A 21,170-nucleotide genomic window follows, 5' to 3' on the forward strand; every position below is an offset into this window, starting at 1 on the left:
TCCTCTCTTATTCTCTTCTCTGTCTTGCAGCTTCGTACATCAGGATTCCTGATGCCATGGCAGCATTCAGCGATTCTACCTTTCCGCACATGGGAATGCGGATCAGACAGTCTGCTGCCTCCGCCGCCTGATCAGTCAGGCCCTTTCCCTCGTTTCCAATGAAAAATGCGGTACCGCCCTTATAGGATTCCTGATCATAGGAATTCTCACCCTTCAGATGAGCTGCAAAACTGCGGATTCCCTTTTCTTTCAGCTTCTTTTCTAATAATACCACATCTTCCACGTATAGAAAAGGCATTCTGTAAATGGAGCCCATGGTAGAACGGATCACCTTGGGATTTGTGATATCCACGCAGGTTTTTGTGAGGAAAACTCCGCTTACGCCGGCGCCCTCACCGGTCCTGAGAATGGTTCCCGCATTTCCCGGATCCTGAAGATCCTCCAGAACCATGACCAGAGGATTTTTTCCCGCCAGTACCTCCTCCTCGCTCCAGGAAGGCAGCTTCAGAACTGTCAGGATCCCCTGGGGAGTCTTGGTATCACACATCTGACGGAATACGGAATCCTTCACGATCTCACAGGGATATTTTTCTGCCTGAGACATCAGCTCTCCATCCCGGGAAACGGTCTCGGAGACAAACACCTGGGAAACCCAGCTTTCCGGTGCTTCCAGAAACATTTTCCGGCCTTCTGCCACAAAAAGTCCCTGCTCTCTTCTGGCTTTTGCCTTCTGGTTCAGCTGCATGACATTTTTTATTTTTGCATTTGATACACTGGTTATCATACTTTTATTTCTCTCCTTCCGGCAATCCGTATTCGGTTAACGTAATTCCTCACGACTTGCATTCAGATCCTTGTTTTTTCCGATGGCGATTATGGAACAGTTGTCCGGAAGCGGTTCGGAAGGATCCAGATCTACCGTGACATTTTCACCCTGCTTGATGCCAATGATATTAATGTGAAAACGCTCCCGTACATTCAGATCTACCAGATTTTTTCCACTCCAGGATACCGGCATGGAAAACTCCGCCATACTGAACTCCGCTGAAAGCTCAAACACATCCAGATACCCGCCGGACATAAGATTTCTGGCAACCCGCAGTCCCATGGACTGTTCCGGATAAATGATCTTATCTGCACCAATTTTGTCGAGTATACGTCCATGAAGAGAATTCATACTTTTTGCAACTACAAAGGGCACTCCCAGATCCTTGGCCTGCATGGTCGCGGAAATACTGGCTTCCAGATTTTCGGCAACTGCGATAATGGCTACATCCACATTCTGAACTCCCAGAGCCTTCAGGATTCCCGGTTCACGGACATCTGCTTTTACCGCATAGGTTACTTTTTCGGAAATCTCTTCGATATTTTCTTCTTTGTCATCAATGGCAAGGACATCACAGTCTGACTCTGCCAGCGTCACCGCCAGAGTCATTCCAAACTGTCCAAGCCCGATCACGGCAAAAGATTTATTTTTCATTCTATTCTCCTGTTTAACCGATCATGATATCTTCTTCACCGAGATGCGTGGTGCTTCCCGGCCTGTTGCGTACACGCATCACAACTGCTGTTCCAAGTGTCAGCGGTCCGATACGTCCCAGATACATGGTAAGGATCACGATCCACTTGCCTGCCACATTCAGCTGAGGTGTCAGTCCTCTGGAAAGTCCTACTGTAGCTCCCGCAGAAGTGATCTCATATAAAACATCTGCCAGATCCACTCCCGGCATTACTGCGGACAAAAGCACCGTCATGTTAAAAAGGATCAGCACACTGGTTCCTGCAACAACCATGGCAGAACGGAGATAGCTCTCACGGATCCTGCGGCCGTATACCTCTACATCCTTTTTTCCCTGAAGATATGCTGCAATGGAAAGAATCAGAACCGCAATGGTAGTAGTCTTCACACCACCGGCAGTGCCCATGGGTGATCCTCCGATAAACATCCACAGCAGGGAAATGCTCACGGTAGGTGTGGACAAAAGCGACTGATCCATGGTATAAAATCCCGCCGTACGTGTTGTCACTGACTGGAAAAAGGATGCCATGAGCTTTGTTCCCAGTGGTGCCCCCTTCAGCGTGGAAGGGTTTCCGGATTCAAAAATAAATACCAGAAATGCTCCTGAAAATACCAGGATCCCGGTCATCGTAAGGACCAGCTTGCTCTGAAGCCGCAGTACACGAAAAACTCTGGATGGGGAAAGCTCTTTTCTCAGAACCTTGCGGAATTTATCCCACAGATCCCACCAGACGATAAATCCAAGACCTGACACAATGATCAGGCCAATCGTAGTGATATTGACCAGCGGATTGCTCACATATACCGAAAGGCTTGTTTCCCCGAAAAGATCGATCCCTGCGTTGCAGAATGCAGATACCGCCAGAAATATGGCATGCACCAGACCTTTTTTTATCCCAAATTCCGGTACAAAGCAAAACGCATACAGGACCGCACCGATTCCTTCTGCAAGAAACACGCATTTCACCACACTGCGGACTACAGCCACGACTCCACCCATTTCATCCAGGTTATAGGATTCCTTGATGATCCGCCGGTTTTTCAGGGAAATTTTCCGCCGGAGGCTGATGAATATCATATTCGCCAGTGCGATCAGTCCGATCCCGCCGATCTGTATCAGGCACAGGATAACCGTTTTTCCAATGGGGCTCCACTGGACTGCCATAACAACTGTGGAAAGTCCTGTCACACATACGCTGGTCGCCGCTGTAAAAACAGCATCCGGGAAGGTAACAGCCTGCCCGGGTGCACTGCAGAACGGCAGCCATAAAATAAGTCCGCCTACAAAAATCACCCCCGCAAAGCCGAGGGCAATTATTTGTGACGTATTCAGTTTATGCAATCCGTCTGAAACTTTTTTCAAGTTCATATTTTTTATTTATTGTAGTTGTGAGAAAGGGAATTGCAAACCTCCCACATGTATGGATCTATATTCTTCTGCATTGCAAGAGCCTCATTGATGTCGAAATCAACAAACTCACCATGACGGTATCCAACCACACGGCTGCGTTTTCCGGCAACAAGAAGATCTACTGCAAGAGCACCCATCATGGACGCATATACACGGTCCTTACATGTAGGGCTTCCACCACGCTGCATGTGACCAAGGATCGTTGCACGTGTCTCGATACCTGTTGCAGCCTCGATACGCTTCGCCATAGCCTCTGAATGGCCGATACCCTCAGCATTTACGATGATATGGTGTTTCTTACCTTTCTTACGGCTCTCTACGATATTGTCAATAAGCTTCTGCTCGTCGTAATCATATTTCTCCGGGATCAGGATATCCTCAGCACCGTTTGCGATACCGCACCATACTGCAAGGTATCCGGCGTTACGTCCCATAACCTCGATGATACTGCATCTCTCATGGGATGTGGATGTATCACGTACCTTGTCAATAGCTTCCATAGCTGTATTTACAGCAGTATCGAAACCGATGGTGTACTCGGTACATGCGATATCAAGGTCAATAGTTCCCGGCAGGCCAATGGTATTGATTCCAAGGTTCGCAAGCTTCTGAGCACCTGCGAAGGATCCGTCTCCACCGATAACAACAAGGCCGTCGATCCCATGCTTTCTGCAGATCTCTGCAGCATGCTGCTGTCCTTCCTCTGTTCTCATCTCTGCACATCTGGCAGTATAAAGAATTGTTCCGCCTCGTTCAATCGTATCGGAAACGTCCCTTGCTGTCATATCTCTGATCTCTTCATTTAAGAGACCGCTGTATCCTTTATAGATTCCCTTTACGTTCAGTCCGCTGCTTAATCCTCTTCTGACAACAGCACGGATTGCAGCATTCATTCCAGGTGCGTCACCGCCACTGGTCAAAACGCCGATCGTTTTGATTTTGTTCTCTGCCATATTGTTATCCTCCATCTTATGAAACAACCTATTGTAATACACATATTCGGGTATAGTTTATAGCATTTTTATAAGTTTTTCAATACTCTCTCCACAATTTTAACATTGGAACTTCCATATTTTTTACACATGCGCTCCAGCCAGGGATCCTCGATATGGACCTGATAAGCAGGGGGAAGCTTCTTCATTGCCTTGACATCTTTGAGATAAATAACCACCGTGCTGTTTCCTCTGGATTCCATCAGATCGTCTACCAGACCGGTCTCGGCTTTTGCGTACTCTTCCCGGCTTTCAAACTGGAGCCACAGTTCTCTTGGCATATCATCAAAAAGACGGACCTTTTCCAGGATCAGCTTGCTGGCTTTGTCGTCTTCTGCGGATACTCTTCCCTGAATAAAGAGCCGGGCATCTTCATTCAGGAACATCTGGCATTTTTCGTAATCACGTGGAAATACCACAACCTCCACGGTGCCTACCAGATCTTCCACTGTAAGGAACGCCATTACCTTATTATTCTTTGTATATTTTATGGTTTTATCCGTGATCATTCCACCCACGATCACTTTCTGGTTATCGTAAACCTCCGGTATCCCTGTTTCATCATCCGGCTGAAAATCAGAAGTTTTTGCAGAGATCATTTTTTCCATCATATTCCGGTAACGCTCCAGCGGATGACCGCTGAGATAGATGCCGAGAACTTCCTTCTCAAAGGTCAGTATCGTCTCCTTCGGATATTCTGCTGCCTGCGGCATACGGATCTCAAATTCCTTTTTATCTTCTTCAGGCGCAATATCAAAAAGACTCAGCTGTCCCGCCATGGTATGCTTCTTATCCTGGTTGATACTGTCTATGATCTGCGTATAAACCGTCATTTTCTGATTCCGGTTTCCCTCCAGGCAATCCAGCGCTCCGGCCTTGATCAGATTTTCCACAACTCTCTTGTTGATCTGGTCGATATTTCGCTCAATAAATGTTTTCAGGGAGGTATATTCTCCGTGCTCCTCACGCTCCCGCACAATCCCCTCGATTACCGGACGGCCGATACTCTTGATGGCAGAAAGTGCATAACGAATGGAACCATTGTCAACAGAAAAGCCATAAACACCATGATTGATATCCGGCGGAAGGATCCGGATCCCCATCTGGCGGCATACAGAAATATACTCGGCAACCTTGTTCGGCATTTCCACAACGGATGTCATCAGTGCAGCCATAAATTCTACCGGATAGTAATATTTGAGATATGCCGTCTGGTAGGAAACCACTGCATAAGCGGCAGCGTGAGACTTATTGAAGGCATACTTTGCAAAATCCGTCATCTCATCGTAGATCTTGTTTGCGATTTCCTCGGAAATACCATTGGCAATACATCCCGGTACTCCCTCTTCCACGTTTCCGTAAACGAAATTCTGGCGTTCTTTTGCCATAACAGAAGCTTTTTTCTTGGACATGGCACGGCGCACCAGGTCACTTCGTCCAAGGGTGTAGCCTGCAAGCTCACGGACGATCTGCATGACCTGCTCCTGGTATACGATACAGCCATAGGTCGGCTTCAGGATCGGCTCCATCTGCGGACAGTCATAACGGATGGTATCCGGACGGTTTTTTCCGCGGATGTACTGCGGAATGAAATCCATGGGACCCGGACGGTAAAGCGAAATTCCCGCGATCACGTCCTCAAGGCTCTGAGGCTTCAGCTCCTTCATGAAGCTTTTCATTCCGGCACTCTCCAGCTGGAACACGCCGTCAGTACGTCCTGTTCCGAGAGAATCCAGTACCTTTTTGTCGTTGTAGTCGATCTTTTGCATATCCAGAAGCATACCGGTACTTTTTTCCACCATTTTCACAGCATTCTGGATAACCGTCAGGGTACGGAGACCCAGGAAATCCATTTTCAGAAGTCCCAGCTCTTCCAGTGTTGTCATGGTAAACTGCGTGACAATGGAACCATCCTGTGCTCTGGAAAGGGGTACGTATTCCGATACATCCTTCTGGCTGATCACAACACCTGCCGCATGCATGGAGGTATGCCTCGGAAGCCCCTCCAGACGTTTTGCCAGATCGATCAGACGATGGATATCGTCCTGTTCCTCGTAAGCCTTGCGAAACTCCGGATTCATTCCCAGTGCCTTGTCAATGGTGATATTCAGCTCCTGTGGAATCATCTTGGCGATGGTGTCCACCTGGGCATAAGGCATATCCAGAACACGGCCTACATCACGAATGACACCGCGGGCTGCCAGTGTACCGAAGGTAACGATCTGAACCACGCAGTCATCACCATATTTTCTTCTTACATAATCAATAACCTCCTGTCTCCGTTCGAAGCAGAAATCCACATCGATATCCGGCATGGATACTCGCTCCGGATTCAGGAAACGTTCAAAGAGCAGATCATACCGGATCGGGTCCAGCTGGGTGATCCCAAGTGTATAGGCAACCAGGCTTCCTGCGGCAGAACCCCGTCCCGGACCGACCATGATATCGTTGTCCCTGGCATATTTGATAAAATCCCATACAATGAGAAAGTAATCTACATATCCCATGTTTTTGATCGTAGACAGCTCATAATCCAGGCGCTTTTTCAGCTCCTCTGTTACCGGATGATAACGCTGCTCAAGTCCCTCATGGCAAAGCTTGTTCAGATATTCCCAGGAGGTAAGTCCGTCCGGCACATCATATTTCGGCAGCTTGGTCACACCAAATTCAATCTCCACATGACATCTCTCCGCGATCCTGTGCGTGTTTTCCAGCGCTTCCAGCGCATATGGGAAAAGCCTCGCCATCTCCTCCGGCGATTTCACATAATACTGGCCGCCCTCATAGCGCATTCTGTTCTCATCGCTGAGCTTTTTCTGAGTCTGCAGACAAAGAAGAACATCATGTGGTTCCGCATCCTCTGCCATAGTGTAATGCACATCATTGGTGACAACCAGATCGATCCCCGTCTCTCTGTGCATACGGAGAAGCTGCTGGTTTACAGTCTGCTGCTCCGGGATCCCATGATCCTGAAGCTCCAGAAAGAAATTTCCTTTTCCGAAAATATCCTGGTAACGTAATGCCGCGATCTTGGCATCCTCATACATTCCACGTGCAAGATATCTGGCGACCTCTCCCGCCAGGCAGGCACTTAAGGCAATGATACCCTCGTGATATTTTTCCAGAAGCTCCAGATCCACACGTGGCTTGTAATAAAACCCTTCCACGAATGCCTTGGATACAATTTTCATCAGGTTGCTGTATCCCTGATTATTCTCAGCCAGCAGGACCAGATGATAATAACGGTCATCCCCACTTCCCACTTCTCTGTCAAAACGGGAGCCCGGAGCCACATAAACCTCACATCCGAGGATCGGATTGATCCCGGCTTCTCTTGCAGCCCTGTAAAAATCGATCACACCATACATAACGCCATGATCGGTGATCGCCGCACTGTCCATACCCAGCTCTTTTACTCTGGCTACATATTCTTTGATCTTATTGGAGCCATCCAGAAGGCTGTATTCTGTATGGACATGTAAATGTGTAAACTCCAAATTTATTCTCCTTATCGTAAAAAACAGGGCTCCGGATCCTCCCCGCTCTGCACTTTTCTCTGAACGTGCCGGAGCGTGTCTGATCCGGAGCCGGTCAACACCTTGTTATTTTTTAATGTAGATCCTCTTGTCACGGATCTCTACTTTTCCTTCCTTCATCAGATGACCGACTGCACGCTTGAATGCGTTCTTACTGAGACCAAACTCTCTCTTGATGACTTCCGGTGAGGCATGATCATCAAATGGCAGCACCCCTGCAAATTCCTCGATCACGCTGAATACGCTCTCTGCATCCTCATTGATCTGGATGTAAGCCTTCTGGCGGTCACTGACGTTCATCTTGCCATCCTCTTTCACCTCTGTGACACGAAGATCAAGAATAGCTCCCGGTCTGTACTTGCCTGTTGCCTCCCGTGCCGGGATCAGAGCGGAATATTTATCATCTACCGCAACAAAAACGCCGAAATTCCCACTGATCTCATAGACACGCCCCTTTACCGAATCTCCCGGTACATAAGGAGTTCTGGTGGAAAGATAATGATACACCTTCATAGTTGCACAGAGTCTGCTGCTCTTATCTACATAAAGAGCTACCAGACACTCCTCGCCTTCACGGACCCGGTTGGTCTGCTCATGATACGGAAGAAGAAGATCCTTCTCCAGTCCCCAGTCAAGAAAAGCACCGATCCTGGTAACCTGTTTTACCTTAAGGACTGCGGTCTGTCCTACCTGAAGCATCGGCTCACGGGTAGTTGCGATCAGTCTGTCCTGGGAATCCTTATAGATGAATACTTCGATCTCATCACCTGCTTTGGTTCCTTCCGGTACCTGTTTGGACGGAAGAAGCACCCGCTCATTCTGAGGTGCATTTCGGTCCTCTCCAAGATATATTCCGAAATCCACGGTTTTTACAACCAGTAATTTCTGTTTTTTACCTAATTCTATCATTCTTACTCCTGTTCCTTAAAACTATATATGATCATTTACTATTTGCTGTCTGTCCTGCATTATAACATAAGAGAATTATTATAGAAAGCACAAAAAAGGCAGCTTCGGAAATTTCTTTCCGTCACTGCCTTTTATTTGACATTCATGGGGGAATCTGCCCCCACATTGGGTCAATCTGTTATTCTGTTGGTTTCTCAACCGGCATCGGGTTCATCATTTTAATGACAAAAAGTACGATCAGCATCAGCACGATTCCCACCGGAAGAGCGATCCATGCTGTTTTTACAAAGCCTGCAACAATATAAGTTACAAAGGATACTGCCGCAGCCAGGATCGCATACGGAAGCTGTGTGGAAACGTGAGTCACATGATCACACTGTGCTCCTGCGGAAGCCATGATCGTTGTATCGGAGATCGGTGAGCAGTGGTCTCCGCAAACTGCACCTGCCATGCAGGCGGACATGGAAATGATCATCATCTCAGGACTGGATTTCTCAAATACCGCAACAACGATCGGGATCAGGATACCAAAGGTTCCCCAGGAAGTACCTGTAGCAAATGCAAGTCCACATCCAACCAGGAAAATAATGGCCGGAAGGATAACTTCAATACCACCGGCAACAGAACGCATTGCTTCTTCTACGAATACCGCTGCACCAAGTGAGTCTGTCATAGCCTTCAGTGTCCATGCAAAGGTCAGGATCATGATCGCCGGTACCATAGCCTTGAAGCCTTCCGGGATGCATCCCATACAGTCTCTGAAATTGACCACACGGCGGATCATATAGAAAATAATGGCAAACACCAGACCAAAAGCACTTCCCATTGCAAGGCCTGTAGAGGCATCACTCTGTGAAAATGCGGTAACAAAATCTGTTCCGCTGAAAAATCCTCCTGTGTAGATCATACTGATGACACAGCAGATAACAAGCACAACGATCGGAATCACAAGATCGATCACCTTTCCTCTCGGATTCGGTGTCTCATCATCCGTTGCATTCTCATACGGTCTTGCAGATGTTGTATAAAGATCTCCGTTCAGAGCATTGATCTCATGTGTTCTCATGGCACCAAACTCGGTTTTCATCAGTACCATGCCAACCATCATTACAATAGTAAGGATCGCGTAAAAGTTATACGGGATGGTTCTTACAAAAATCGCAAGTCCATCCTGTCCCTTTACGAATCCACTGACTGCTGCTGCCCAGGATGAGATCGGTGCGATGATACATACCGGAGCAGCTGTTGCATCGATCAGGTATGCAAATTTCGCTCTGGATACGTGATGTCTGTCAGTTACCGGACGCATAACGCTTCCTACTGTCAGGCAGTTAAAATAATCGTCAATGAAGATCAGGATTCCAAGGATGATCGCTGCAAGTTCCGCGCCCACACGCGTGTGGATCTTTTTGCTGGCCCATCGTCCGAATGCGGCGGAGCCGCCGGCCTTGTTCATCATACATACCACAGATCCCAGGATTACCAGGAAGATCAGGATACCTACGTTATAGCTGTCAGAAAGAACCTTGATGATTCCTCCCTCAAAAATCTGTGTTACCGTTCCTTCAAATTTAAATCCGGAATAGATCAGTGCTCCTACTACAATTCCCACAAACAGAGAACTGTATACTTCTTTTGTGATCAGTGCAAGGACGATCGCAACAAGAGGTGGAAGCAGTGCCCAGATCGTTGCATACAGAGCAGGCTGGTAAGTCTCCTCCGCATCCGCAGCCAGCACAGTCAGGGGACTTGCCAGTGCGCCCATGAATACCATTGCCATAACAGACAATGCTGTTCCTGCTTTTTTACTCATTTTTCTCCTCCCTTTTCGGGGACAAAAAAACGGAGGCTGTCTCTTCTTAAGAACACCTCCGGTTAAATAATCCTTATTTAACTAATAGCCTGTCAGAAAATCTCCATTCATCATATTAAATGCAGATCTCCCGAAGTGCTACCGATAGCGCTCCACATCCGTGACAGTACAACGCATATTCTGCGTTATCCCAGCGCCCTGTCATCTGGCCTTCCAGAGCACTTCGGCAGATTTTCCTTTCTTTATGAACAGCCTGCCAGGGCCTTGCATCCATAAATACTGATAAAATCCGCGCCTCTATCTTCTTATCCGTGACCGTTTGCCCTCCGCAGGGCTTCCCGGCCATCTTTTTTTCTTTATACTGTAGCAGTTTCCGACATAAATATCAAGTAGTTTACACAGATTCCTGCCAGTCAGACCAATATTGTTACTTTTCACTCCGTTTTCAGCAACACGCTTCGCGGAATATTATCAGCGAACTGCAATCCAATATTGCCTTATTTACTGCTCATTCAGCAGCCACTTCACATCCACTCCCAGCACCTTTGCAAACACCCGCAGTTCATAATCTGCCACAAAACGTTCTCCTCCTTCGATCCGGCTGATACTGTCACGCTCCAGCATCACTCCTTCCACCTGCATTTTTGCTGCCAGCGCAGATTGCGACATCCGTTTCATATTCCTCATCTGACGTATTTTTTCTCCGGAAACGTTCTTTTTTCCCTGATAAGTGTATATTTTCATCCTGCCACCTATTTTAATAAATGTGTTAATGTTCTGCATTTTTCTTGACATTAGCATATATTTCAGCGGCATCTGTGTTAAAGGTCAGCAAATCTGACATTTTCTGCATTTTTCGACAAAAAATGCCGCGGTACTGTTCCGCGGCATTTCCACTCAGGCGGATATTGACGATCCACCATCGGGTTAAACTGTTTTTTCTTCTGATCAGTCTTCCTGTCCTACCTGACCATAATATGCATTTGCACCATGCTTTCTGTAGTAATGCTTATCCTGAAGCTCCTGCGGTGCCGGTTTTACATCCGGATTGATCAGCTCGCAGCGAGATGCCATCTTGGCAACCTCCTCAAGAACAACTGCGTTATGAACTGCCTCATGAGCATCCTTACCCCAGGTAAAAGGTCCGTGGTTCTTACACAGCACAGCCGGTACTGCTTCATAATCTTTGTTTTTGAAATAATCAGCAATAAGAACTCCCGTGTTCTTCTCATATGCCTCTTCGATCTCTCTTTTGGTCAGATTACGTACACATGGTACTTCTCCGTAAATGTAATCTGCATGTGTGGTTCCATAACACGGGATCGATCTGCCTGCCTGCGCCCAGCTTGTTGCCCAGGATGAGTGGGTATGTACGATGCCGCCAATATTCGGAAACGCTCTGTAAAGAACTGCATGTGTCGGTGTATCAGAGGATGGATTGTATCTTCCTTCTACTTTATTCCCATCAAGATCTACCACTACCATGTCTTCCGGTGTCAGCTTGTCATAATCCACACCACTTGGCTTGATCACAAAAAGTCCCTGCTCCCTGTCGATCCCGCTGACATTTCCCCATGTAAAGGTAACAAGACCATATTTTGGCAGATCCATATTTGCTCTGTAAACTTCTTCTTTTAATTTTTCAAGCATAGCGCGCCCTCCTTTTACGGTATAGTTGTTTCAAAAACGATGTACTAATCTCTACCGCCTGTATTTATTTTGTAAACTCAACTACTGCGTAAGGTTCTTTATCCTCCGCGTTGAGAACTACAGATTCTTTATTTTCTGTCATATATACTTCCGGAATGATAACATTATCCAGTACTGCCTGACGTTTATATTCAGCACGAAGCTGACCAACTTTAAAATCCTCAGGCAGATGATCCGCTGCCATCCGGATATACTGACAGTTGTTCACATGATGATTGGTGTCCAGATGATGCTTCTGTACGGAAAAAGCATTCTGCACTTCCCGTTCCTTCGGAAGCGCGATCTTTCTTGGTGCATAATCCATCTCTATTTTTTCGCCCAGATCATAGGGATCTGTATCTGCCGGTGTCAGCTTTTCCGGAAGACCGGTTTCTGTATTGATAAAGGACCAGTAGGAATTGGCCCATGCCAGCTTCTCACCATCCATTGTCTCAAGAATAAAATTACGCATTCCGATAAATCCACGGAATCCATAAGGAATTGTTGTTACTTTTATATTTTCACCAAGCTTCGGATATCGCTTCACGATCACCTGCCATGCAGAAAGTACCCAGGCTCTTTTCTGTTCCTTTAATACTTCCATGCCGACTCCTGTCTGCTCGGATTCAAAGGTACAGCAATCCTGAAAATAATCCAGAACTCCCGGCAGCGTCAGACATCCATCTTCTCCGATCTCACTGAATCTTACTCGACTCTCAAAACTGTAACTCATTCATGCCTCCTGTCATACTGTCTATACTTTATTGTAACACTTGGCAGGAAGAAACGCACTTGTTTTTTTTGGGGCGCAGCGGATTGCGAATATCTTCTTATTTTTGAGTACAAAAAAGTACCTCGCAACTGAGGTACTTAAGAAGCAGGGCTACAAGGATTCGAACCTTGAACTGACGGAGTCAGAGTCCGTTGCCTTACCGTTTGGCGATAGCCCTATGTGTTTTGTTTTTCGCTTGCCTTATCGCTTGCGACGGATGTTATTATATAACAGCTTTTTTGAAATTGCAACCCCTTTTTTTAATTTTTTTTATTTTTTTTCAAAATTTCTTAAACTGCTGTTAAAACTCCTTATTATATGCGGGTTTACGCAGTAAAAAAAATTTTACAATCCACTCCTTTGTGTTATAATAAGCCGTATAATAAAAAGAGCGGAAACAACCGTGCATTTCCCTCCGGTCACAATATCCGGAGGCATCCAAAGGAGAACGCTATGCGAGCAAATAACCTTACTCTGCTCACGGACCTCTATGAGCTTACCATGATGCAGGGATATTTCAAAAACCCTACCAACCAGACCGTTGTCTTTGACATGTTCTACCGCAACAATCCGTGCGATGGCGGTTTTGCCATCTGTGCAGGACTGGAGCAGATGATCGAATACATCGAAAATCTCCGTTTCTCAGAAGAAGACATTACCTATCTGAGAAGTCTTGGCATCTTTGAGGATGATTTCCTTGAGTATTTGAGCAACTTCAGATTCACCGGTGATATCTACGCAATTCCGGAGGGAACCGTGATCTTCCCGAGAGAGCCGATGGTCAAGGTTATCGCACCGATCATGGAAGCTCAGCTTGTAGAGACGGCCATCCTGAACATTATGAACCATCAGAGTCTTATTGCCACTAAGGCAGCACGTGTATGCCACGCAGCCAAGGGCGATCCCATCATGGAATTCGGTCTTCGCCGTGCCCAGGGTCCGGACGCCGGGATCTTCGGTGCCAGAGCTGCAGTGATCGGCGGATGTGCCGGTACTTCCAACGTACTGACGGGCCAGATGTTTAACGTTCCGGTTCTCGGAACACATGCTCATTCCTGGATCATGAGTTTCCCGGATGAGTACACTGCCTTTAAGACCTATGCGAGACTTTACCCGAATTCCTGTACTCTTCTGGTTGACACCTACGATGTCCTGAAATCCGGTGTTCCCAATGCGATCCGTGTATTTGAGGAGATGCGTGAGGAAGGTATCCAGCTGAAGAACTATGGAATCCGTATCGACAGCGGTGATCTTGCATATCTTTCCAAAAAAGCTTACAAGATGCTGGCTGCTGCCGGTTTCGATGATGCTACCATTTCCGCATCCAGCGATCTTGATGAATATCTTATCGAAAGCCTGAAGGCCCAGGATGCCAAGATCAATTCCTGGGGCGTCGGAACCAAGCTGATCACAGCCGATAACAATCCGGCATTCGGCGGCGTATACAAGCTTGCCGCTGTAAAGGACGCTGACAGCGATGCCTTCCAGCCGAAGATCAAGCTTTCCGAAAACACAGAAAAGGTTACCAACCCGGGCAACAAGACTGTATACCGTATCTACAGCAAGAAGACCGGCAAGATCAAGGCCGATCTGATCTGCCTTGCAGATGAGAAATTCGATCCGGAAGAAACTATGGTGATCTTCGACCCGGTTGACACCTGGAAAAAGACCAAGGTTCTTGGCGGAACCTACGAACTCCGTGAGCTCCTTGTTCCGGTAATTAAAGATGGTAAGAGCGTTTACAAGTCTCCATCTGTCATGGAACTCCGCGACTACTGCAAACAGGAGCAGAACACTCTGTGGGATGAATCCAGACGTTTCGTTAATCCGCAGAAGGTTTATGTAGATCTCTCCCAGTCACTCTATGACATGAAGAAGGCTCTCCTGGAAGAAATGAGTGAAAAAGAGCTCTGATAAACAGAAATAAGCATTCATAAACCCTCCTTTCTTATCATAAGCTTATGGATAAAGAAAGGAGGGTTTTTATTGCACAGAGAATTTTATACCCGGCTGATCAGCAGGGAGCATCCTCTGCCGGAAGCCTTTGTGCCGGAACATCTTATCGATATCGGACTTCCATTTGAAGCAGCACCGGGAGATCCGAAGCGGCTTCTGGAGTATCAGGCTGCAAAAGCCGCTTCCCAGCTTTTCCATGCCTGTCACAGATGCGGTCTGAACCTGTGGGCAGTTTCCGGATATCGTTCCTACCAGCGACAGAAGGAACTTTTTACGAGAAGTCCTTTCGTTGCAGAGCCAGGAACAAGTGAGCACCAGAGCGGACTTGCTCTGGATGTATCCTGCCCTTCCATCCATATGGAGCTCTCCGAAAGGTTTTCCGCAACAGGAGAAGGCCGCTGGCTGAAAAAGAACGCTCCGCTCTATGGTTTTATCCTCCGGTACCCAAAAAACAGAGAGGAAATCACCGGCATCCCTTACGAGCCATGGCACATCCGCTATGTGACCAAACCTCTGGCTTCCTGGCTCACTATCACAAATCTGACTCTGGAAGAATACCACTGCTTTCCTTCCCGGTGTCCGCACCCTCCCTGATCTGCAGCTCCTGGCATCTGCATCTGATGTTTATATCTTGATCTTCACACATTTTTCTGTACACCTGATGCACTTTTACTGCTCCATCTGTCTGCCAAGAAAACCGGCTGCTGTGCGGATAAGGGCACGTTCTGTGTCTCCCAGTGCTGTTTTTTCACTTTTAGTCAGAAGGATCACTGCTCCAATGGCGTCACTCGCACACAGGATCGGCTGTATCATTTTCTGGCAAAATGAATCCATAGCGTTGGAAATGACTGATATATTTTCCCTGCTGTCCTGACTGACCATTCTGCCTTTCCTGCCGGCAATGACTGCATCCAGATCAGAACTGATCTCTTTTCCTTCCAGTTCCCGGCTTCCGCTGCCGCATGCCGCCACGACCTGATCACGATCTGTAATACAGGCAGTCAGTCCGGTGGTCTGTACCAGCGCTTCCGCATATTCCGCAGCAAACGTATTCAGCTCTCCAATGGGCGAATATTTTTTCAGGATGATCTGTCCTTCCCTGTCTGTAAAAATCTCCAGTGGCGTTCCTTCCTTGATCCGCAGTGTCTTTCGTATCTCTTTTGGAATCACAACCCTGCCCAGATCATCGATCCTGCGAACAATTCCCGTTGCTTTCATCTTCCTGAATTCCTCCTGTATTTTCTGTTCATTGTACGTCAATGTTATGTTAACTATTTGTTTTGCATATGGTTATTATGCGAAAAACTGGGAGAAATATGCATAAAAATCTCTTATTTATCTGTCGCAGGAGCCGCATTGTCGTATGCCTGCTGCAGAAATAAATCCTGATAAAATTTTTTTCGAAAATAGGGGTTGCATTTTTGAATAATAGTGGTATAGTATTCGTATACTTGATATGTAGTTTTGAATACTACATGTTATTTTATCAGTTTCTACATTATTACATCGTAAACTGTCGCAATGATCCGTCATTGATGAACCGATCTTGAAGTTGTCCATATGATATAAACAGCAGATTTTTTTGCAGGAGGTGTTTTTATATGAAATTTAAATTAAAAGATCCGGGAAGCGCCATAACCCACGGAATCGGCATGCTTCTTGCCGTGGCCGGAGCCACTCCGCTGATCGTGAAGGCGGCCAGAAGTGCAGATGTTCTCCATGTTTTTGCAGTAAGTGTTTTTATCCTTACCATGATCCTTCTTTACCTGGCAAGCACACTTTACCATTCCGTAAGCTCCACAGCCAAGGTGAACCGCCGTCTGAAAAAAATGGATCACATGATGATCTTCGTGATGATCGCCGGCAGCTACACTCCTGTATGCCTGATCGTTCTCCACGGACGCACCGGCTATATCCTCTGTGCCCTCGTATGGACCGTTGCCATCATCGGAATGATCCTCAAGGGCTGCTGGATCAACTGCCCGAAATGGCTTTCCTCTGTGATCTACATTGGAATGGGCTGGCTGTGTGTACTTGCTTTTGTTCCGATTTTCCACAATCTGCCCCGTGCAGGCTTCGGATGGCTCCTTGCCGGCGGCATCATCTATACCATCGGCGGTGTGATCTATGCGCTGAAGCTTCCGATCTTCAATGCGAAGCATAAGAATTTCGGCTCCCACGAAGTATTTCATGTCTTTGTGATGCTGGGAAGTGTGTGCCATTTTGTTGTAATGTATTTCTTTGTAGCCGGTATGGCGATCCATTGAATTACTCTGTGATCAGATAGATAACAATCTCACCTTTCGGATACCGTGACATGCTCCCACCACTTAAATCTTACGATTTTGAAGTGGGGGCTTCCTGCTCGATTACCCTTTAGGGCAAAGCTAAAACAGGCTATCCCCGCGTGTCCCGCGGTTTTGTTTTTTATGTTTATCCGGTTACGGATTTTTTTCTTGTGCCGTCAGGCACATTCTTTATAGATTCTTTTTCCTTCTTCACGGATGTTGACTGCTGCATTCACATCCCGGTCCATCCTATTTCCACATTCACAAACATACATTCTATCCGACAATGCCAGTTCCTTTTTCTTATGTCCGCATACACTACAGATCTTGCTGGATGCAAAATAACGGTCTACTTTTATAAGATGTTTTCCGCATTCTTCCAGCTTGTATCCCAGCATGAACAGAAACTGCCCATACCCGTTATCCTGCACACCTTTCCCAAGGTGCAGCCCTCCGGACATTCCCTTCATATTCAGATCTTCCACACATACTGCATCATATCTTTCCGCAAGCTCCCTACTGAGCTTATGCTGGAAATCTTTTCTCTGGTTCTTTATCTTTTCATGACATAAAGCTACCCTTTTTTTCTGTTTCTGATAGTTCCGGCTTTCTTTTTCACAGTGGGAGAGCTTTCTCTGTTCTCTTGCAAGTTTTTTCTCTGCTTTTCTGTAAAACATAGGGTACCCGGCTCTTTCTCCTGTAGAAAATACACACATTCCCTGCATGGCAAAATCGATCCCAAGAAATCTCTCTGCCGGTCTTTTTTCCACTGTTTGGTTCTCACAGCAGAACAAAAGGCTGGCAAAATATTTCCCGGATGGCTCACGGCTCACAGTTACAGACTTCAGTTTCCAGTCTGATGGAATCTGACGGTGAAGTTTTATCCTTATGACGGACATCTTTGGAAGTTTCAGATGGGTATCCTGCAAAAGGATATTTCCGTTTAGTGCATTGGTCGTATATGAATTTCTTGCATGCTTCTTTGATTTATAACGTGGAAATCCGCAGGCTGGTTCCCGAAAAAACTTCCGGAACGCACTTTCCAGATGCAGTTGCGCATTCGCCAGGGCAAGGGAATCCACCTCCTTCAGCCATGGATATTCCTTTTTATATCCGGCCGGTGTGTTCCGGAGCATCTTTTTTTCTTTCTGGTAATAGCTGATCTTATCTGCAAGCATCTGGTTATAGATAAAGCGGCTGCAGCCGATTGTTTGCTCTATCTGAACTCTCTGCTCTTTATTTGGATAAATCCTTATTTTTACGGCGCGGTTCATTCTTCTCACCCTGGCTTTCTATATACTGCCGTATCGTTTCAATCGTTGCTCCGCCTGCACTGAGCAGACAGAAGATCTGACCCCAGAATGCATCTTTCATGGTCTAACTCCATTATATTTATCATCCTTTTTCTTATATCGACGGATATGTATTTATGAACTAATTGTTCTTTTTCAGTATACTACATCAGGGAAAGAAGAACAAGTGTTTCTTTTATACTATAGAGATTTTTTTGAGCAGATATGCTCAGATGTGCAATTCATCTCCCCACCTGAAGAGGTGGGAGAATTCTTGCTACATTTGTTAAAATATGCAAATGCACCTATAGTCTGAACGCTGTCCGCAATGTCAAGCTTTACAAGCTTTTCGCAGTCTGCAAATGCATAGGCTCCGATGCTGGTAACGCCCTCCTCGATCCGGACCTCTGTTATCTGGTCACGGTATCCGTTCCAGGGGACTTCTTCCTCATTTTGCCATTCATGGCTCCCTGGCCGTTTTTACCATAACAGTCCGAAACATGTCCGTTCAGACCGATAGCAGAATTGAGTACATTTGCATTTACCTGTGCATAGATCTGACCTGTAACTGCTGTTCCGCCAGTTACGCGAAGCGTACCTGTAAAAGCACACTGTTTCACATATCCGCCCATGTTTCCAAACTGTTCGATCCGGCCGGCAATGCCTCCAAGGTAAACCTGATAAGAATTTCCGTTAGCCTGTGTGACAGAAAGATTTCCTCCTGCAACACATTTTTCAATAGTACCAATGTTTACTCCTGCGATACCACCAACATAGCTGTCTGTAGCTGTCAGGGATATGGAAATATTTACTCCTGACGAACAGCCGCTGATAGTACCGGCCACCTCATTCTCTCCGACAATCCCGCCAAAAGCCGGATGGCTCATGGAACTGGTAGAGCCCATATGTCCTGTTACCGTTCCGGTTACCCTGCAATCCTGGATCTTACCGGTATTATACTGTGCCACAACACCATGGATATCATGACTGTCATAATCAAAATCCGCAACAATATTCAGATCCTTTATCGTTCCTGCATTCTGCTGGATCAGAGGTTTTTGGAGACCGGTTATTGTGAAACCGGCTCCGTCCAGCGTTCCACTGAAATACGATGCCGAAAAATTTGTCCTTCCGTCTGTACTGATATTTTTTGTCAGACGATAGTATGCTCCCTGGTTCGCCTGGATCAGATTAAGATCATCGATCGAAGATATCTTATATGGATTTGCAAACGTACCATCTCCCTCTGCCGGTGCAAGGGAAGAGCTTCTGCTTCCAATGATACGATAAACAATCCCTGCGGAGCCATCCGTCGGAACGGTAAACTTACCGTTCGACAGCTTCACCAGGATTGCCGATGCTGCCGGCAATGTATGGTTTTCATTGCTGTCTCCTGCATAAACCGGGAATGTCGCTGCCTTTGCCGCAGCAATGGCATCCCCGTAAAAGCTGTATTTACCGGAGCTCTCACCGGCTGCAACTGCCGTATAAAAATCCGCCATAAGCTCCTTAAAAGAAACTCCGGTTATTTTCTCCAGATATTGCTCACAGCTGAGAGAAGAAGCATCGATCGTATAAAACTTTGGAAGCACCTTCATAGGCTGATAGCTTCCTGCCATCCGGTCGATAACATATCTTACAAAAAGATACGGCATTCCATAGTCCTGTGCATTGTCATCCCGGTAATTCTCGTAGATCAGCGAAGCTCCTGAACGGATGACCGTATTACTTCCAATACCATTCAGCCAGCCGCTGCTGTCCGTTCCTCCCCAGAGATAGTCCATGACAGCCACTGCAAGACCCTCATTCAGCCACGAATATCTGCCGGTACTCATAAATCCGGTTTTCAGCCAGAGGATTGCATGCTGTCCCTCATGAACAAGAAGGCCATTTCGCTTTGACATCTCCCCCGAAACATAAGAGGATGCTGACGGTGTGTTGATATGGATCGCTGTGATCCCTTCATCATACATATACATACCGCTGGCGCTGCTTAAAGACTCCAGCAGGATCGACAGCTTGCCGGAGCCATCCTGTGCCGGAAAATTACCTGCACAGAGCTGGTTAAGGATACGGTAAGGCTGACCATCGTAGACAGCTGCCATATCCGCAGCAATCAGAGCTGTTTTCCCTGCGGTATCGTAATCTGCCTTCAGGGTCTCATCCATCCACACATAGCAGTGTTCCCCAACTCCGATGCAGACATATGTTTTTCCATATGTATCATGGCCGTTAGTTCTATAGATGTACTTTTTTTCACCTACCTGATAGGTGGTCGCCGCAGCCTGTACAGCAGTCAGCATCGGTTGGTCATCTTGCATGTATGCCTGCAGCTGCTCATCCTCCAGGCTCTGTACCTGCCCCACATCTGCTGCCTCTCCCGCAATTCCCTCTGAAGCTGCCCGCCTGCCGTGTATACACAAAAAGAGCGAAAAGCTCTGGTATTGGTATCGTGCAGAACTTTTCGCTCTTATTGAACTACTCTATAAACTTTTAGCCTATCTGATTTTTATTTATATTTTTCTTCAGTTCATCCAACTGCTCCTGCTCAAGCCCTGTAACTTCTCGAATTTGAGCATCCGTAAATTCTTTGAGCTTCAGCATATTAACTGCAATTTGGATAATTCCCTGACTATACCCCTCTTCCATACCTTCCTCTCGGGTCTGTCTCATATGCCGTTCTTCGTCGTATTCATATATACTCACTTTCTTCGCCTCCGCTCGATTTTTCTCAGAAAATCTGCCAGGATTCCTTCGCTGATGCATTCTGTGATCGCCTGCTCTACTGCTGTATCCAGTGGCATTTCTGCTGCGTATTCTCTTATACGAAAAGTGTATTCCGCATAGTCCTCAAGGGTCCTGCAGGTTTCCATCTAAAGATCTTTCCTCCCCCTGCATAGCAGGGGAGACTGTCCGAAAACTCGGATAATCTAATCTGATGAGAAAAAGATTGATATGCTCTTGTGAGCGTTCAATATAAATTAAAATTGCAC

At 46.6% G+C, this 21,170-nt stretch carries 19 protein-coding genes, 1 tRNA gene, 1 pseudogene and 1 riboswitch; of the genes and pseudogenes, 3 read left to right on the forward strand and 18 right to left on the reverse strand.

Translation table 11 applies throughout. From position 1 onward, the window contains the following. Positions 1 to 7: 7 nt before the first annotated feature. The 11 genes from ACTNDQ_RS09010 to ACTNDQ_RS09060 form a co-directional block, all read right to left on the reverse strand. On the reverse strand, positions 8 to 784 hold the full coding sequence (locus tag ACTNDQ_RS09010) for a TrmH family RNA methyltransferase (protein WP_278795314.1): 777 nt from the start codon (positions 782 to 784) through the stop codon (positions 8 to 10). 36 nt (positions 785 to 820) lie between these two features. Next, a complete protein-coding gene (locus tag ACTNDQ_RS09015) occupies positions 821 to 1,480 on the reverse strand; it encodes a potassium channel family protein (RefSeq protein ID WP_015526730.1) in 660 nt (219 codons plus the stop codon). A gap of 13 nt (positions 1,481 to 1,493) precedes the next feature. Continuing rightward, a complete protein-coding gene (locus ACTNDQ_RS09020; protein WP_330664882.1) occupies positions 1,494 to 2,882 on the reverse strand; it encodes a potassium transporter TrkG in 1,389 nt (462 codons plus the stop codon). 11 nt (positions 2,883 to 2,893) lie between these two features. Further along, positions 2,894 to 3,883 (reverse strand): 6-phosphofructokinase, encoded by a 990-nt coding sequence (pfkA, locus tag ACTNDQ_RS09025; protein WP_279198621.1) that lies wholly within the window; start codon positions 3,881 to 3,883, stop codon positions 2,894 to 2,896. A gap of 68 nt (positions 3,884 to 3,951) precedes the next feature. Next, positions 3,952 to 7,419, reverse strand: coding sequence for a DNA polymerase III subunit alpha (locus ACTNDQ_RS09030; protein WP_441064421.1), 3,468 nt, complete (start codon positions 7,417 to 7,419; stop codon positions 3,952 to 3,954). 105 nt (positions 7,420 to 7,524) lie between these two features. Then, positions 7,525 to 8,367, reverse strand: coding sequence for a CvfB family protein (locus ACTNDQ_RS09035; protein WP_021652585.1), 843 nt, complete (start codon positions 8,365 to 8,367; stop codon positions 7,525 to 7,527). Positions 8,368 to 8,545: 178 nt separating this feature from the next. After that, positions 8,546 to 10,132: a Na+/H+ antiporter NhaC family protein gene (locus ACTNDQ_RS09040; RefSeq protein WP_417032005.1), complete on the reverse strand. Its 1,587-nt coding sequence runs from the start codon at positions 10,130 to 10,132 to the stop codon at positions 8,546 to 8,548. A gap of 185 nt (positions 10,133 to 10,317) precedes the next feature. Then, positions 10,318 to 10,488, reverse strand: a riboswitch (Lysine riboswitch). 193 nt (positions 10,489 to 10,681) lie between these two features. Beyond that, positions 10,682 to 10,924, reverse strand: a complete 243-nt coding sequence (locus ACTNDQ_RS09045) for a helix-turn-helix domain-containing protein (RefSeq protein ID WP_015526736.1) — start codon at positions 10,922 to 10,924, stop codon at positions 10,682 to 10,684. Positions 10,925 to 11,128: 204 nt separating this feature from the next. Next, positions 11,129 to 11,830: an L-ribulose-5-phosphate 4-epimerase gene (araD, locus tag ACTNDQ_RS09050; protein WP_015526737.1), complete on the reverse strand. Its 702-nt coding sequence runs from the start codon at positions 11,828 to 11,830 to the stop codon at positions 11,129 to 11,131. Between the two features lie 64 nt (positions 11,831 to 11,894). Beyond that, positions 11,895 to 12,602: an acyl-[acyl-carrier-protein] thioesterase gene (locus tag ACTNDQ_RS09055; RefSeq protein ID WP_441064422.1), complete on the reverse strand. Its 708-nt coding sequence runs from the start codon at positions 12,600 to 12,602 to the stop codon at positions 11,895 to 11,897. A 145-nt stretch (positions 12,603 to 12,747) separates the two neighbouring features. Continuing rightward, a tRNA-Gln gene (locus tag ACTNDQ_RS09060) sits at positions 12,748 to 12,819 on the reverse strand. A gap of 275 nt (positions 12,820 to 13,094) precedes the next feature. Between ACTNDQ_RS09060 and ACTNDQ_RS09065 the strand changes: the two genes are divergently transcribed. Together ACTNDQ_RS09065 and ACTNDQ_RS09070 are read left to right on the forward strand one after the other, a co-directional pair. Beyond that, a complete protein-coding gene (locus ACTNDQ_RS09065; protein ID WP_015526739.1) occupies positions 13,095 to 14,555 on the forward strand; it encodes a nicotinate phosphoribosyltransferase in 1,461 nt (486 codons plus the stop codon). Between the two features lie 72 nt (positions 14,556 to 14,627). Further along, positions 14,628 to 15,191: a M15 family metallopeptidase gene (locus ACTNDQ_RS09070; protein WP_278795310.1), complete on the forward strand. Its 564-nt coding sequence runs from the start codon at positions 14,628 to 14,630 to the stop codon at positions 15,189 to 15,191. A gap of 75 nt (positions 15,192 to 15,266) precedes the next feature. Here the strand turns inward: ACTNDQ_RS09070 and ACTNDQ_RS09075 are convergent, their stop codons facing one another. Further along, positions 15,267 to 15,815, reverse strand: coding sequence for a stage V sporulation T C-terminal domain-containing protein (locus ACTNDQ_RS09075; protein WP_278795309.1), 549 nt, complete (start codon positions 15,813 to 15,815; stop codon positions 15,267 to 15,269). A gap of 383 nt (positions 15,816 to 16,198) precedes the next feature. On the opposite strand from ACTNDQ_RS09075, the gene trhA reads away from it, so the two are divergent. Beyond that, entirely contained in the window at positions 16,199 to 16,864 is a 666-nt protein-coding gene (gene trhA, locus ACTNDQ_RS09080) for a PAQR family membrane homeostasis protein TrhA (protein ID WP_110103161.1), read from the forward strand. A gap of 197 nt (positions 16,865 to 17,061) precedes the next feature. Here the strand turns inward: trhA and ACTNDQ_RS09085 are convergent, their stop codons facing one another. The 6 genes and pseudogenes from ACTNDQ_RS09085 to ACTNDQ_RS09110 all read right to left on the reverse strand — a co-directional run bounded on the left by ACTNDQ_RS09085 (position 17,062) and on the right by ACTNDQ_RS09110 (position 21,050). Continuing rightward, on the reverse strand, positions 17,062 to 18,159 hold the full coding sequence (locus ACTNDQ_RS09085; protein WP_114002953.1) for an RNA-guided endonuclease TnpB family protein: 1,098 nt from the start codon (positions 18,157 to 18,159) through the stop codon (positions 17,062 to 17,064). Then, positions 18,122 to 18,256 (reverse strand): annotated as a pseudogene (locus ACTNDQ_RS09090) (hypothetical protein); the annotation flags it as partial. The pseudogene ACTNDQ_RS09090 and the gene ACTNDQ_RS09085, both read right to left, overlap by 38 nt. Positions 18,257 to 18,378: 122 nt before the next feature. Beyond that, positions 18,379 to 18,591 carry a leucine-rich repeat protein gene (locus tag ACTNDQ_RS09095; RefSeq protein ID WP_441064426.1) on the reverse strand — a complete coding sequence of 71 codons (213 nt, stop codon included), beginning with the start codon at positions 18,589 to 18,591 and terminating at the stop codon, positions 18,379 to 18,381. Continuing rightward, on the reverse strand, positions 18,588 to 20,543 hold the full coding sequence (locus ACTNDQ_RS09100; RefSeq protein ID WP_441064423.1) for a hypothetical protein: 1,956 nt from the start codon (positions 20,541 to 20,543) through the stop codon (positions 18,588 to 18,590). The genes ACTNDQ_RS09095 and ACTNDQ_RS09100 overlap by 4 nt, the downstream gene beginning before the upstream one ends. Before the next feature lie 127 nt (positions 20,544 to 20,670). After that, positions 20,671 to 20,883 carry a hypothetical protein gene (locus ACTNDQ_RS09105; RefSeq protein WP_331672790.1) on the reverse strand — a complete coding sequence of 71 codons (213 nt, stop codon included), beginning with the start codon at positions 20,881 to 20,883 and terminating at the stop codon, positions 20,671 to 20,673. Continuing rightward, entirely contained in the window at positions 20,880 to 21,050 is a 171-nt protein-coding gene (locus tag ACTNDQ_RS09110) for a hypothetical protein (RefSeq protein WP_331672791.1), read from the reverse strand. The genes ACTNDQ_RS09105 and ACTNDQ_RS09110 overlap by 4 nt, the downstream gene beginning before the upstream one ends. Positions 21,051 to 21,170: the final 120 nt, after the last annotated feature.

The organism is Blautia massiliensis (ex Liu et al. 2021), assembly GCF_052064225.1.
Taxonomy (GTDB): domain Bacteria; phylum Bacillota; class Clostridia; order Lachnospirales; family Lachnospiraceae; genus Blautia_A; species Blautia_A fusiformis.

What these genes read in the sequence shown, in the direction of transcription:
- ACTNDQ_RS09010 (WP_278795314.1), bottom strand. Translation starts at nt 784, where the DNA reads ATGATAACCAGTGTATCAAATGCAAAAATAAAAAATGTCATGCAGCTG.
- ACTNDQ_RS09015 (WP_015526730.1), bottom strand. Translation starts at nt 1,480, where the DNA reads ATGAAAAATAAATCTTTTGCCGTGATCGGGCTTGGACAGTTTGGAATG.
- pfkA (WP_279198621.1), bottom strand. Translation starts at nt 3,883, where the DNA reads ATGGCAGAGAACAAAATCAAAACGATCGGCGTTTTGACCAGTGGCGGT.
- ACTNDQ_RS09035 (WP_021652585.1), bottom strand. Translation starts at nt 8,367, where the DNA reads ATGATAGAATTAGGTAAAAAACAGAAATTACTGGTTGTAAAAACCGTG.
- ACTNDQ_RS09040 (WP_417032005.1), bottom strand. Translation starts at nt 10,132, where the DNA reads ATGGGCGCACTGGCAAGTCCCCTGACTGTGCTGGCTGCGGATGCGGAG.
- ACTNDQ_RS09045 (WP_015526736.1), bottom strand. Translation starts at nt 10,924, where the DNA reads ATGAAAATATACACTTATCAGGGAAAAAAGAACGTTTCCGGAGAAAAA.
- araD (WP_015526737.1), bottom strand. Translation starts at nt 11,830, where the DNA reads ATGCTTGAAAAATTAAAAGAAGAAGTTTACAGAGCAAATATGGATCTG.
- ACTNDQ_RS09055 (WP_441064422.1), bottom strand. Translation starts at nt 12,602, where the DNA reads ATGAGTTACAGTTTTGAGAGTCGAGTAAGATTCAGTGAGATCGGAGAA.
- ACTNDQ_RS09065 (WP_015526739.1), top strand. Translation starts at nt 13,095, where the DNA reads ATGCGAGCAAATAACCTTACTCTGCTCACGGACCTCTATGAGCTTACC.
- ACTNDQ_RS09075 (WP_278795309.1), bottom strand. Translation starts at nt 15,815, where the DNA reads ATGAAAGCAACGGGAATTGTTCGCAGGATCGATGATCTGGGCAGGGTT.
- trhA (WP_110103161.1), top strand. Translation starts at nt 16,199, where the DNA reads ATGAAATTTAAATTAAAAGATCCGGGAAGCGCCATAACCCACGGAATC.
- ACTNDQ_RS09085 (WP_114002953.1), bottom strand. Translation starts at nt 18,159, where the DNA reads ATGAACCGCGCCGTAAAAATAAGGATTTATCCAAATAAAGAGCAGAGA.
- ACTNDQ_RS09110 (WP_331672791.1), bottom strand. Translation starts at nt 21,050, where the DNA reads ATGGAAACCTGCAGGACCCTTGAGGACTATGCGGAATACACTTTTCGT.